This is a genomic window from Microcoleus sp. B5-D4, assembly GCF_036705145.1.
Lineage (GTDB): Bacteria > Cyanobacteriota > Cyanobacteriia > Cyanobacteriales > Microcoleaceae > Microcoleus.
On the sequence record NZ_JAUBTV010000003.1, the window covers coordinates 113638 to 126678 of the forward strand.

General features: G+C 44.1%; 12 protein-coding genes. 4 read left to right on the forward strand and 8 right to left on the reverse strand.

Features of this window, described 5'->3' with window-relative positions:
• The first annotated feature begins 126 nt into the window (after positions 1–126).
• The gene (locus QUB10_RS02470) at positions 127–1032 is read left to right on the forward strand and encodes an alpha/beta hydrolase (protein ID WP_333199207.1); all 906 of its coding nucleotides are present in this window, start codon (positions 127–129) and stop codon (positions 1030–1032) included.
• 153 nt (positions 1033–1185) lie between these two features.
• Here the strand turns inward: QUB10_RS02470 and QUB10_RS02475 are convergent, their stop codons facing one another.
• Positions 1186–1710, reverse strand: a complete 525-nt coding sequence (locus tag QUB10_RS02475; RefSeq protein ID WP_333154652.1) for a DUF4330 domain-containing protein — start codon at positions 1708–1710, stop codon at positions 1186–1188.
• Between the two features lie 373 nt (positions 1711–2083).
• On the opposite strand from QUB10_RS02475, the gene QUB10_RS02480 reads away from it, so the two are divergent.
• A complete protein-coding gene (locus QUB10_RS02480) occupies positions 2084–2935 on the forward strand; it encodes a M48 family metallopeptidase (protein WP_333199210.1) in 852 nt (283 codons plus the stop codon).
• Between the two features lie 316 nt (positions 2936–3251).
• On the opposite strand, the gene QUB10_RS02485 is transcribed toward QUB10_RS02480, so the two are convergent.
• From QUB10_RS02485 to rfbF, 6 genes are all read right to left on the reverse strand, one after another.
• Positions 3252–4022 carry a metallophosphoesterase family protein gene (locus tag QUB10_RS02485; protein ID WP_333199212.1) on the reverse strand — a complete coding sequence of 257 codons (771 nt, stop codon included), beginning with the start codon at positions 4020–4022 and terminating at the stop codon, positions 3252–3254.
• A gap of 329 nt (positions 4023–4351) precedes the next feature.
• Positions 4352–5098: a DUF1995 family protein gene (locus QUB10_RS02490; RefSeq protein ID WP_333199215.1), complete on the reverse strand. Its 747-nt coding sequence runs from the start codon at positions 5096–5098 to the stop codon at positions 4352–4354.
• A 109-nt stretch (positions 5099–5207) separates the two neighbouring features.
• Entirely contained in the window at positions 5208–5939 is a 732-nt protein-coding gene (locus QUB10_RS02495; protein ID WP_333199218.1) for a cyclase family protein, read from the reverse strand.
• Between the two features lie 66 nt (positions 5940–6005).
• Complete coding sequence (locus QUB10_RS02500) at positions 6006–8123, reverse strand: tetratricopeptide repeat protein (protein WP_333199220.1); 2118 nt, start codon at positions 8121–8123, stop codon at positions 6006–6008.
• Between the two features lie 125 nt (positions 8124–8248).
• Positions 8249–9316, reverse strand: coding sequence for an acyl-CoA dehydrogenase family protein (locus QUB10_RS02505; protein ID WP_333199222.1), 1068 nt, complete (start codon positions 9314–9316; stop codon positions 8249–8251).
• A 185-nt stretch (positions 9317–9501) separates the two neighbouring features.
• Positions 9502–10278 (reverse strand): glucose-1-phosphate cytidylyltransferase, encoded by a 777-nt coding sequence (rfbF, locus tag QUB10_RS02510; protein ID WP_333154658.1) that lies wholly within the window; start codon positions 10276–10278, stop codon positions 9502–9504.
• Between the two features lie 417 nt (positions 10279–10695).
• On the opposite strand from rfbF, the gene QUB10_RS02515 reads away from it, so the two are divergent.
• Positions 10696–11235 carry an RNase A-like domain-containing protein gene (locus tag QUB10_RS02515; RefSeq protein ID WP_333199224.1) on the forward strand — a complete coding sequence of 180 codons (540 nt, stop codon included), beginning with the start codon at positions 10696–10698 and terminating at the stop codon, positions 11233–11235.
• Positions 11232–11531 (forward strand): contact-dependent growth inhibition system immunity protein, encoded by a 300-nt coding sequence (locus tag QUB10_RS02520; protein WP_333199226.1) that lies wholly within the window; start codon positions 11232–11234, stop codon positions 11529–11531. Before QUB10_RS02515 ends, QUB10_RS02520 begins: the two co-directional genes overlap by 4 nt.
• A gap of 125 nt (positions 11532–11656) precedes the next feature.
• Here the strand turns inward: QUB10_RS02520 and QUB10_RS02525 are convergent, their stop codons facing one another.
• On the reverse strand, positions 11657–12985 hold the full coding sequence (locus tag QUB10_RS02525) for a GH39 family glycosyl hydrolase (RefSeq protein ID WP_333199228.1): 1329 nt from the start codon (positions 12983–12985) through the stop codon (positions 11657–11659).
• Between the last annotated feature and the right edge of the window lie 56 nt (positions 12986–13041).

The window sequence follows — 13041 nt, forward strand, 5'->3', positions numbered from 1 at the left end:
CTGTACTAAAATAGATTTAAATCATTACTCAATCTTTACAAAAACGCCACCAGCTTTGCAAGTTTTTTAAACAAAGACGGGGCGACGGAAAAGAATCTAAAATATAACAGCGATTAAGGTTAGTTTATGCTTGTACCCCTCGGCTTCGGTCAGCGATCAATAGTTACTTCTCTCGGCAGAATGGTTTACTACACTGCTGAAAAAATGCCTTGGATGGGGTTGCCGACCTCAACTTCGGAAAATAAGCCGAACTTAGTATTTTTTCACGGTTTTGGTGGCGGGTCGAGTGCCTACGAATGGTCGAAAGTTTATCCGGCTTTTGCGACAGAATATCGAATTTTAGCACCGGATTTAATCGGTTGGGGGCGATCGGAACATCCGGCAAGAAATTATCAGGTTGAAGATTATATCACAACGTTGATCGAATTTCTAGAAAAAACTTGCGGCACTCCGACAGAGGTGATTGCTTCTTCGCTAACAGGGGCGATCGCGATTCGAGCGGCGATCGCACGGCCGGATCTCTTCAAATCCCTAATTTTGACCATACCCAGCGGTTTGTCGGACTTCGGACAAGATTACGGCAGCAGTTTCTTCGCTAAGCTAGTCAACACGCCGATTTTAGATCGCTTGCTCTACAGTACCGGAATCGCCACAGACGGCGGCATCCGTAGCTTCCTAGAACAACGCCAATTTGCCGATTCGCGTCGCGTTTACCAAGAAATTGTTGATGCTTACCTCCAATCTGCTTTGGAACCCAATGCAGAATATGCCGCCCTGTCTTTTGTGCGGGGAGATTTGTGCTTTGATTTGTCGCTGTACATCACTCAGCTAACAACGCCGACAGCGATTATTTGGGGAGAAAAATCGCAGTTTACCGGGCCCGATATCGGCCAGCGGTTGGCAAACCTCAACCCCGAAGCAATCAAAGTTTTTCAACCTCTCGAAAACGTAGGTTTGACTCCGCAGTTAGAACTTCCCGCTGTCACGATTGGCTTAATTCGGCAATATTTAAAGTTGCTTTCGGAAGGGTGAAGAAGTTCGGCAACGGATTTTGTAACGGATGTAACGGATGTAACGGATGTAACGGATGTAAAGGATAGAAGGAAGAAGGAATATGAATTCCCTCTTCCTCATTAGCAATGACTAATGACTACTGACTACTGACTAATGACTACTGACTACTGACTATTCTTTTACTCGCACGTCGATGACGCTGGCGTTGAAAATGTACTTGTTGCCTTCAAGCTCTAGCGTAGTGCCAATTTTGACTTTCGTATTACCTAAAACCGGGCCATTTTCAGTAAGTTGACCTTTTCCCTCTAAGGTAAACATCATATTTTTGCTGAATGCTTCTTCTTCTCTGGGATCGGGGAGAGCTTTCAGAGTGCCGTTGGGCTGAGGAACTGCTAGGGTTCTGGTGAGAGTTTTGGCAGATTTAATGGTAATCTGACCGGAGGGTTGATTGCGGATCACCACATTGATTTTATCACCTGGTTTGAACAAGTCTTGAACGTTTGTTCCTTTGAGACCGATCGCAATTGCATCAATCTCTACAGGTTTGATACTGGTGCCGACTTGGGCGACGGAACCGCCAGAAGTGCCGGGAAAGAAAAAGATTCCGACTGCAACTAGCAGTACGATTAGAGCCGCACCTACGTCTAGGATGCTGAGTTTGCCGAACAGTCGGCCTTGAGAATCCAAAATTTTCATAAATCGCCTATTATACTGATAGCGACAGGAGTATGTTTACAAGCTCAGGACTTACACAGACATCGATGAAAAACAGATGCTGCTATTGCTGAGCTACCGCTGGCAATGACATACTTTATTGATGCGTAAGTCCTGAAGCTAAAAGATATTACCACAACGATCGCCCAAAATCCGCATGACTGGGGCACTTAAGCCAGAAGGCAGTTGACGGCGGTTGGTTAGCCTGGGGGTCGATCGCCCAGAAGCTGGTGGCGCGGTTAAAAATTGACAAAAAGCTAGAATAGCAACTAAGCAGCCTCAAATTACGTCTGCCTATTGAGTGACTTTTCGAGTTTTTCCTCAAATTTTATCTAACTTCTCCCACGTATCAATCATGTTAAAAAGTTTTTGGTTGACTTGCCGGCGTACTTGTGGCCGGGGGATTTATCTGTTTCTGTCCCTGATTGTGGCTGCGGGTATCTGGGTGGTTTCCCCGGAACCGACTCAAGCATTTTCTTTGCCCGAACTGATTTTTCGAGGCATTCAAGTTATTCAATTGTCGAATATGTCCGATCGCCAAGAGGTGACTATTGGCCGACAAATTAATCAGCAGTTAACGAACAGCGAGTTTAAGATTGACCGCGATCGGGACACTACAGAATATATCAACCGCATCGGTCAACGACTCGCTCAAGAAAGCACTCGCCCAAATATTCCTTATACTTTTCAAGTGATTGACGACGACACGATTAATGCTTTTGCAACTATGGGCGGTTTTGTTTATGTGAATAAAGGTTTGATGACGGCGGCGGACAATGAGGCAGAATTGGCAAGTGTGATCGCCCACGAAATCGCTCACATTAATGCTCGCCACGCGATTAAACAAATGCGTCAAATGGCCATAGCTTCAGGCGTAGCTTCGGCCACTGGGCTTGATCGATCTCAGGCGGTTCAGATTGGGGTGGAATTGGCTTTGCGCCGTCCCCACAGTCGCCAAGCTGAGTATGAAGCCGATCAGTTGGGATTGCAAACTATGGGGCGAGCGGGCTACGCTCAATCTGGGATGGTTGATTTTATGAAAAAGTTGCTCAACAAGCCTTCTCCTCCTAGCATTTTAAGCACTCACCCGGCAACTGGCGATCGAATTGCTGCTATCTCGCAGGCTATAGATCCGGAGCTTGCTAGCGGTGAAGGTTTGGATAATGAGGATTACAGGCTAGAAATCCGCAGACTTTTAGGTTCGTAGCAATTCTCAATCTGTCAGGGGCTCTATTGTTTTCTCTTCTATTTTCTTCTCTTTTCTTACTTCGCGCTCTTCGCGCCTTCGCGGTTCGTTAAAAAACAAATCCAGTTATATCATGTCCCATGGATTAACCATAATAGCCCGGTCGGGGCGGGTTTTTGAGATTGTCAATTATTGGCACGTATTGTTGGTGAACCCGCCCCTACAAAAATCGCGGTTCCTCCACCGGACATGATATTACTAGGGTACGTCAGAAGCAGGTTAATTTCGATTTAATTGATCAAACTTAAACTGACATACCCTAAAACTACAAATTGATTTAACACTGCTGTTGAACAATAGAATCGATCGCAGCTTGGGGGGGTGCAATCGGCTGCGGCTTCAATTGCCGGACAACTTCGTCAAACGGCAAAATTCGGACTTGATTGTTAAATACATTTACTTGATAAACTCTGCGGTAGCTGAGGTCAAATCCTGTCAGCCAGCCGCTTTTGGGATGATAAGCACCCGTGTCAATATCCAACCACCCTTCGCCCCTGACTAATTCGCCCGGTCTGACGCCATGAAAGGTAAAGGTGATCGTGTGACCGGTGATAATTAATTTATTGGGAAAATAGGGTTTCGACATGGTGTGAAATTCCCTGCGAATCCAACAGAGTTGTTCGATCGACTGTTCATCGATCGACAGATGGGGGTCAACGCCGGCGTGAACCAGCCAGATGTCCCCTAAGTCCAGGTGCGTGGGGAGCGATCGCAGCCACTCTAAGTGTTTATACGGCATCATCCCTGTATCTCTGTAGCTCGCTACTGTCGCATCGCCACCACTGTAGAGCCAAGATTGCCACGCTCGCATATCCATCGGCGTTCCCGACAAAGCCTCCAGCATCAGTTGTTCGTGGTTGCCCAACAGAGTTTGGTAGGGGCTTTGCTGCACAAAATCTAATACCTGAGCGCTTTTGGGGCCACGATCGATTAAGTCTCCCAAAAAATAGACGCGATCGTTCGAGCTGGGGGCAAGTGCCTCTAGCAGGGTCATTAAGCCGTCGTAATGCCCGTGTACGTCCCCGATAACAATGCGCCGGTGCTCCATTGTGTTTATCCGCTTCCCTGACTCAAAAGCCCCATCTCTAGCTTATAGCATCTGATTTTGCTGTTATGTGCCTCCCCTCTTTTACGGTGGAGGGGTGTCACCCATTATAGTGCTTTTTATAAAGATTCTGTAAAGCTCACCAGTACCTGTTTGCGTAGCTACTGGTAGAAACACAGGCAAGCTGTTAATTGTGCTTCTGCAACTGCTGTTACTGAGGCAAAGCTTTGAGTTATTTCACGCTTTAGGGTGCATCAGCGATTAGCCGACGGATTAAGTCGAAAATAATCCTAGCTGACACACCGTAAAATACGATCGAGCCTTAACGATTGTCACTGAGTCAAAGCTTTGAGGAATGTCTGGAGTTCTGCCAAAAAACCTTTCTTTTTTAGAGGTTTTGCAGGTGCGGTGGAGTCAGGATCGGCGCTTGGGAGAGAAGCGGCTAAAATCCGCTCTAAATCGTCTCCGACTGGTTTTTGGGCGGTTTCAGAAATTAGTTTGTATTCGTCGTTTGTTTCCAGCCACACTTGCCAGGATTGGGGGTAGCAGCGGAATAAAGCAGCAGTGTCTAGGGGTCTGATATAGTAGCAGGATTCAATTTTGCTGAGGAATCGATCGCGCAATTGGCGGCCCGCATAGCCTATACCTATGGTGGCAACATCTTCGAGGCGCGGGTTGAGTAGAATTACTGGGCGACCGGCCGCAGCTATATAAATTTTTTCGACTTGGGCAACTTCTACTGCTGCTGGATTGATCAAAAGGAAAAGTTGATCTTCCGGTGCTATTTTATCTTCAACAGGGGTGCGACTGCTACCCAAATCAGTGACTTTAAACGGTGTTTCTCCCCAGTCGCGGCGCGCGAGGGCTGCCGCACCGGTGTCGGGAAAAAAGACTTTTACTCCGGGGTAGATTTCCTCAAATTCTGGGAGGAATTGTAGGGTGATAGACTGTGCTTGTAGGGCGATTTCTGGAAATACTAATTCGACTTGCAGTAGAGTTTTGCCGTCCGAGAGGGCAGCGGCGGTGGCAATGCGGGATTGGGCGATCGCGTCGTTGAGATCCTTGGGCAGTTCTGTCATTAATCTAATTGTTTTTACTCTACTTCTCTCAATCCAATTTTACCTGAGATATTGCACCATTCTCAATTACCTGTTCTTGAGCAGGGCGCAAGATGTAAGTTTTACCGCATCAAGCAACAAAAGCTAACACCGACACGGGCGAACCGGAACCTCCCAAAAGGCGCAATATTCCGATAACTAAAGTGATGTCAGCCGCAGGTAACAAGTCGAGATTTGCTAGATTTTCCAGCACTATTCGTTGCTTTTCCAATACCAATGTGTTAACCGCAAAACTTTCATCTCGCCCGGTATCTACTCCGTGAGTGTCGGTTCCAACTCCCGCGATAGAGCGTTCTTCTAGCAAAAATTGAGTTGCTGCTTTGCCAAATCCGGGAAAGTGGAAAATTCCGCGATCGTCTCGGTTGAAAAATGCTTTCTCGTCATCCCATTTTTCTTGCCAGCCAGTATACAATAAAACTAGATTTCCAGGTTCTATAAGTTTGTGCTGCCGTTCCCAAGTCAATATATCATCAATTGTTAAAGTGTAGTCGGGATTGGCAAGACTTTGCTCTCGGATGTCGATCGCAATTGCCGGCACAACGAGTGACTGCGGGGAATAATTATCAATGCTGGCGCCTTCTGCATAAAAGCTGTTGGGTGCGTTAATGTGAGTGCCGCTGTGTTCGCCCATCGAAAATTTTCGCAGGAAATACCCGTCTGTTTCTATTTGAGATACTGTGGCAATTTCGGTCGCTGGATCTCCGGGCCAAATGGGAATATTTGGGTGAATTGAATGGGTTAAGTCTACAATTTTGCGGTAGGCGATCGTTTTTAATTTATTTGACTTAAAGTTGTTTGTCATCTCTCTAAAAAGTTGCGTTATTTTGCTGGGAGTAGGGTAAGTCATTCGATATCCCATATCGCCCGTCTATCTTGGCGAAAGTGCTTTAACAATCTTCACTACTTCATCATAAACCGCCGACCAATGGCAGTCATGAGCCCTATTAGGGAAGCCAACCATATGCTCCTTAGAAACCAATCTGGCAGGTATAATATTTTCTCGAACCAGCGGAGACGACCAGTGTTCTTGAACCCAATCCACACCGTGAACACCAGGCTGTGCATGGACTACACCAGGCTTATTAGCAATCCATTGTACTATTGCGATTCCAGAACCGGAGGGTATGCAGTATAAATCTACTTCATTAATAAAAACTACCTTTTCATAATTAGTGCTGCCAATTAGAGAGTATATTGGAATATTAAAAGGCAAAAGAGTAAGAATTTCATTCAGAATATCCTTTTCCGCTACAATCATCGACTCCGCTAAAGGGTATTCTACTTCGTGGCGCCCCCAGCCATCAAAAACTACTCCCAAATTAGGAAAGTCCTTCGCTAGTTCTTTGATTATATTACTATTTCCCTCCACCTGAGATACCCAAGTTCTACTACTTCTAATTTGGATACACAAAAGAGGGAAATGTTTTTTAGCATTTTCTACTTGTTCTAAAAATTCTGGATTTTCAGTACACTTTTTTAGAGAAAAGTGAGTGACGCGATCCGCTAACTCTTGACTCATAAATAAGTCACTGACTTGAACAGCAAAATAGTTATTCTCTAATATAGTTTGAAATAGCTCGTCATTATTAGCTAATTGACTAATTTTATGGCTGGGTATTTCAGGGAAAACACCGCCGACATTAAAAAACTGTTTATCCCCCACTAAAAATCTTTCTATTTTCTCTAAAAGATTGTTGTGCTGAAGATAGAGAATACCTGATAAATCATTCCAGTAGTAGTGACCAAAATTTTTATTAAATCCTATATCAAATACGAGTTTTTTAGTAATTTCGGTTTGTATATACAATTTAGTCTTTGGATAACTACTAATTAGATTACTTTTTAACATATTGATAATTCTGTGGATTGTTTCATTAGGTAGCCACCGGTGAGGAGTATATTTTATAATTAGTTCTTTTCCTGGTAGATAAATATACATTTTTCCGCGACAAGTATTACCAATTGCTAAGTAAAATATTTCCTGGCTAACAAAGCGGTAAAAGTGTATTGATACACCGGATTCACAATAAATATAAAATGATTGATTAGACCTGAGAATTTTACCGCTAAAAGGGCAGACTGAGTAAATATAACCTGTTTCTACTATCGCCTTGCTACAAGCATAGTTTTTATAAGGTTCCAATACTTCAGAGACTGTTTCGACAAATTTTCTAGAAAGTTTTAGTTTCGGTGTAGAAACGAAAGTATTAATATAAATTTCTTCTAAACTAAGATTATCTTTTTTTATTATTTGTAAATTAGCCCATGATATGCCATAATTAGTGAGAAAAAATTTGTCAGATTCCTTTAAATTATTCATATCAATAATTTTATAGTGGCTGTTTTTATCAAAATAGGATTCTGCTTCAGCTTTTGTGGGAATTGGCTCAGAGATATCATCAATTTTTCCTAAATGATTTAAGTTTTTCCACAAAATATCATAAATTTCTCCTGTTTCAGGGAATTTTTCTTGTTCACCCTTATTATTAACTTCCTGGTTATGACTAAATTGCGGGGCTTTCTGGAAACAAGCGATCGCTTCATCCATTAAATCTCTTTCTGCCAAATACAGACTAAAATCATAATAGACCATCGCCTGATGAGGCTCGGGCTTCAATACATAATCAAAACAAGCAATAACTCGCTCGATTCCTGCTTGCTTAACTAAAACCACTCCCCAACTAGGGTTTAACTCAATGGCACGATAATAAGCTAAATTAGCTGGCTCGATCTGTCCAGTTTTTAATAAGACTTGGGCCATATAATAATAGGAACCTGCCCTATCTGGATTAATATCTATCGCCTGTTGAAAAGAGGATATCGCCTCCTCAAAGCGCCCTAATTTGGTCAAAGCCTCTCCTAAATTATGGTGAGAACAATAAAAGTTAGGGTTTGCTTCTATGGCTTGATAGTAATAAGCGATGGCTTCCAATAATTTTCCTTTCTGTTTCAATTGGTTAGCAGTTTGAAAATAGGTATTAGTCATGGTGTGGGTTATTGGATATTTGCGAAATGAACTTAATTTATCAGTATTTGATGCACTCAAAGTTAGGGTCGGTTGCTCTAATTGTGATTGGGATTGTTTCAGTTTTAAGGGCGCTCGCTCCACAACTACAACCTTGCGATCAACCGATCGACCGTAGCTTCCATCACATCCTTTGTTTGCCCGGAAACAGTATACACCAAAGCTTCTCGATAAACTCTCCCGGCCGGGTGAACAATACCGTTAGCAGCACCGCTAGAAACTGCAACAGCAGCGTGCCCGCAACGCACCGCTAAATCAATAGCTTGAGCGCGCAGCGCTAATTGTTGTGCTTTCGAGCTATGTTGAGATTGTGGGAAATTCTGTTTTAGCCGATCGAGCTTTTGCTCTAGTTTTTGGCAAGCCGCCGTTATAAAAGGTGAATTCTTAGCAGCCCCGGCGGCTGCAATTACATCCAATCCTGCTCGAATACAGCCAAAAGTAGCCGGAACAAAATTCAGTATATTTTTGCTGTCGTTTTCCGAAATCCAGCCGACAGGTTTAATTGAAATTATTTCCGATTCATGCAGCAACCAATTATCGAGAGTGGCTGTCACAGTATTAGTCGAGTTCATGGCGATTAATTGCATGATTTCGCTACAAGCTATTTTACCATATTCGCCTTCAATATTGGCAAAAGGCACTAAACCAAAAACAGCGCGTTTGTCAGGAAGCACCGCCGCTACAATAAACTTTTGAAACAAGCCAAAACCTGTTACCCAAGGAACTTTTCCTGACAATAAATAGCCCGCTTTTGTGGGAGTTGCGGTGACGGCCGGATTGCCCGATCGCCTCAAATGCGAAAACCCAATACCCAAGCGTAACTCTTTTTGGGCGATCGCGGGCAAGTATCTGCTTTTTAGCAGTTCATTGTCGCTGTTGGCAAGCATTGCAGTGGCGCTGTGGTGCTGAGTTTGCAGGAAAGACAAAGCGCCGGAATATCGAGCCGTCAATTCCTGATATTGGTAAAAAATCTCCGGTGCAATTTCGGCACCGCCCCATTTTTGGGGAACTCGCAATGCTAAGAGCGATCGATTTTCTAATCCAGCAACTGCTGTTTTTAGGGCTTCCGAGTCGCTGTCGATAATTTCTGCGTGGGGTGAAACGCACTTTTGCAGGTAAGTTTCTGTGCTGTTTAGAATATCTTGAAGATCCATGTTTTATAATTATTTTATAGCAGAGGTAGGGACGCGGCACTGCCGTGTCCCTACTTATTTCCTCACATTGTGCACCCTTATCAAGAACAGGCAAGATGCCTGTTCCACAAGAAATAAATTCTATCTCTTGTGGAACGGGCATCTTGCCTGTTCATAAAAGGCTGACTGAGAATGCCAAAACTAACTCATTGCCACACTTTCCAAGGAGCCTTCCCTTCATCCCAAAGTTCGTTTAAATACTTGTATTCTCGAAAAGTATCCATCGCAAAGAAGAAGCCCTCATGACGGTAAGCCATCAACTGTCCGTCTGCCGCTAAACGCTGCATCGGCTCCTGTTCTAAAACACAATCATCTTCCCCCAAATACTCAAATACCCGGCGGTTAAATATCATATATCCAACACTAATCCAGCCGTCGATTTGAGGTTTCTCAGTAAATTGTACTACACGGCTATCGCTGTCTACCTCCAAAATCCCAAAGCGAGAAATCGGACGAAATGTGGTGACAGTTGCCAGCTTACCATGAGATTTGTGGAAATCGACTAAAGCCTCAATGTTGACATCAGCTACTCCATCGCCGTATGTCACCATGAAATTCTCGCGATCGATATATTTTTCGATCCGTTTTACCCGCCCCCCTGTCATGCTTGCCGCGCCAGTTTCAGCTAGTGTCACCTTAAAATCTTGTTCGAGATGTTCCTCGTGATAAGTGATGGTATTTTGCCGTCCCAGACAGATAGTAAAGTCATTGTTCATGGCTTCATAATTAAGGAAATATTCTTTAATCATGTTGCCGCGATAGCCCAAGCACACAATAAAGTTTTGGAAACCGAAGTGTGCATAGATCTTCATGATGTGCCAAATAATCGGATGTCCCCCCACATCAACTAAGGGTTTGGGACGAAATTCTGTTTCTTCTCTGAGACGAGTACCGAGACCGCCGGCTAGGATAACTACTTGCATTTTTTCAATTTTTTAAAGATCGGGACTTACGCATCAAAACCCAAGAAACCTGGTTTTTGGCCGTTTCTGCCGGTGTAACGAAGTATTTCGCAAAAAAACCCGGTTTCTGACCACCCGTGCGTCCAGGACTAAAGATAATCAATTAATGTATCATCAATCATTAGTGATTTTTTCAAAGAATTATTAACATTTTCTCATAGTGAGTGAAGCTTTGTAAACCACAGACATCACGAACTACTATGAATAATCGTAGGGTGCGCCTCGGCGCACCGTGTATTTATGAATAATCGTAGGGTGCGCCTCGGCGCACCGTCTATTAAAATGCAGCGCGCAATTTCTAACTTACGAATGGTAGATTAGGAAATAGACAAAAAAAGCCAACACCTCTACTAAATATAAGAAATAGATTCAACAGCAATGAAAAATCAACTCGATCGCCTAAAAAAGTTTTTAGGTATCCTCTGTACGATCGCCTCAATAATTATATTATTCCAATCGGCTATACCTGGTGTTTACGCCACGGTTGTTGCACCGAAAATCTCAACCATACCACAAACCACCATAGCTTTTGTGCCCAACATACCGGGCAGCGGATTAGACTTTCACGAAGCAGCAGGAGGACACACTTTAGAGAGACACGTTGGCAAAACCGAAGCACAACTAGCACAGCGACTCGCAAGCGAAACGAGAATTTCTGCCGCATCTTCCTTTACTAACCGTTCCGTCGCCGAAGCGGCTATTGCAGAAGCAATGAACAGAAATCAAAGTGCGATCGACTCTTGGGTGAAAAGTCGAGGTAATCGTTATACGATCGACTACAACGCCAACAGAATCATTGGCATTACTCTGCGTCGCCGCGCATCCAAAGCAACTTCGACAACTAGCCTGAGAATCGTCCTCCAGCGCAGCGCCCAATTACCTCCCGGATACTTTATTCTCACAGCCTATCCCCAATGATCGATCAATTTCCTCATTTAACCCAATTTTTCAGTTCCTACTTTCACCAAGACTGGCCGTTAGAAGCTGACACTCCCAGCGATGTAGTGAACAACTACCGCACCAGCGAACCGCCCGCAAGTGTTGAAGCTGCATCGCAAGAGCTCAGCAAACTGCTAGAAATGCCGATCGCCCCAGCCGATTTAGAAGCATTCATCCTCGATGAATTAGGGTGTTACTACGACCCACAATCCGAAAATCAAACACTCCGAGAGTGGTTGGAATCGGTGCAAAAATCTTTGAATAATCCCAGCTAAACTCTACTGACATCAGGTACCGCGCGATCGATAAACCCGTAGGGGCGGGTTCACCACTAGCCTCAAAAAGTACAGATAGGTTAAATAAACCCGCCCCCACCCCGCGATTTCTCTTCAAATCAAGCTCACTTGCTAACCGTCAATAAGTAGCCTTCGTGGACGTTGAAATTAGGGATAACATAAGCCAAGCTGCCACTACCCACCGAAAAACTTTCTTCTTTAACAGTGACAAGCTTTGGCACGGCTCCTTCTTGATTGTTGGGAATTTTTTCTAATTTTAGATTGATTTTCTGACCTCTTTGAATACCTAGCTGCTCCAAATTGCCGAGGGTTAATGTTACCGTTGTTGCTGAGGAAAAATTGGGATCGAAATAACCTAAAAGTATCTGTGCTTTACCTTCAGGATTTGACTTGCTGGCTAAAGCGACAAGGCGATTGTTATTTGACCAACTCCGCACCCGCGAATTAACTCCGTCAGCATAAGCTTTGTAAGTCCACCAAGCAGCTCTCGGCTCAAAAGTATTAGGCGTGACCATCCCACTCAGCGTATTGTTGAAGCAATTGCTAACTTTATTTGGCCCTTGAGTATCCCAACAAGCTCTGCAAGCACCGTCAGCTTTTGCATACTCTAAGTTATACAAATAACCTAAGATTTCCCCCGGCTGGTACTGCGCTAAGTTCCCGACTATTTCGTTGACGTAAATTTTTTGCAATTTCAGTTCCTTGTAAGAGGGACTTTGCTGAAAATTGCGTTTAGCATCAATTACATGGTCGTCAACAAATAAGATCATGGTATCGTTGAGTTCGTGCCAAGCTAAGAAATTTACTTCCAGTTTGTTCGCTTTGCAGTAATCCAAAAAAGCGGCGATATATCCTTTGTTGTAGTTGGTAATGCTCGGCCCGCCAATCATTGCTGACGGCCCCAACTCTTCCCGCAAAATTTTGTAAGCCCTTTTGTAGGTTTCAAAGAATTGTTCTCTGCTTCCATTCCAAAACGGATTTTTTAAATCTGGCTCATTCCATACATCCCAAATTATTTTTTTGCCTTTATTTTGCTGAGCTAACTCTCGGATGAATGCTTCCCATGCGGGGTAGTTTTGATAGGGCCAGCCATTGGGATTGCTACCGTAGCCCCACAAGTCGCTGACTAGTAACTGAAACTCGGCTCCGCTGGCGATTACTCGATCGTAAATATCGAGTCTCCCCACCCGCCAAAGTTTGGGCTGCAAGGGTTTTATCGAGCTATCCGGGGGCTTTGCGGCATCGATTCCGTGCAGGATGCCACTCATGGAAATTGTACCGGTGGCTGGCTGTCCAAAATCTACTGTAACGTTCGATCGCAGTTGGGCGATCGCTCTTGGCTGTCCCAAATAGGCTATTAACAGAACAGTGACAATAGCTAAACAAATTGGCAGCAGTTTATTAATACGTGGGAACTTGAATGTAAATTGCATATCTTTGGTGTGGTTAATGTTTTGTGGAACGGGCCGGAGAACCCGTTCCTAAGAAT

What these genes read in the sequence shown, in the direction of transcription:
- QUB10_RS02470 (WP_333199207.1), top strand. Translation starts at nt 127, where the DNA reads ATGCTTGTACCCCTCGGCTTCGGTCAGCGATCAATAGTTACTTCTCTC.
- QUB10_RS02515 (WP_333199224.1), top strand. Translation starts at nt 10,696, where the DNA reads ATGAAAAATCAACTCGATCGCCTAAAAAAGTTTTTAGGTATCCTCTGT.
- QUB10_RS02475 (WP_333154652.1), bottom strand. Translation starts at nt 1,710, where the DNA reads ATGAAAATTTTGGATTCTCAAGGCCGACTGTTCGGCAAACTCAGCATC.
- QUB10_RS02480 (WP_333199210.1), top strand. Translation starts at nt 2,084, where the DNA reads ATGTTAAAAAGTTTTTGGTTGACTTGCCGGCGTACTTGTGGCCGGGGG.
- QUB10_RS02525 (WP_333199228.1), bottom strand. Translation starts at nt 12,985, where the DNA reads ATGCAATTTACATTCAAGTTCCCACGTATTAATAAACTGCTGCCAATT.
- rfbF (WP_333154658.1), bottom strand. Translation starts at nt 10,278, where the DNA reads ATGCAAGTAGTTATCCTAGCCGGCGGTCTCGGTACTCGTCTCAGAGAA.
- QUB10_RS02490 (WP_333199215.1), bottom strand. Translation starts at nt 5,098, where the DNA reads ATGACAGAACTGCCCAAGGATCTCAACGACGCGATCGCCCAATCCCGC.
- QUB10_RS02505 (WP_333199222.1), bottom strand. Translation starts at nt 9,316, where the DNA reads ATGGATCTTCAAGATATTCTAAACAGCACAGAAACTTACCTGCAAAAG.
- QUB10_RS02520 (WP_333199226.1), top strand. Translation starts at nt 11,232, where the DNA reads ATGATCGATCAATTTCCTCATTTAACCCAATTTTTCAGTTCCTACTTT.
- QUB10_RS02495 (WP_333199218.1), bottom strand. Translation starts at nt 5,939, where the DNA reads ATGACAAACAACTTTAAGTCAAATAAATTAAAAACGATCGCCTACCGC.
- QUB10_RS02485 (WP_333199212.1), bottom strand. Translation starts at nt 4,022, where the DNA reads ATGGAGCACCGGCGCATTGTTATCGGGGACGTACACGGGCATTACGAC.
- QUB10_RS02500 (WP_333199220.1), bottom strand. Translation starts at nt 8,123, where the DNA reads ATGACTAATACCTATTTTCAAACTGCTAACCAATTGAAACAGAAAGGA.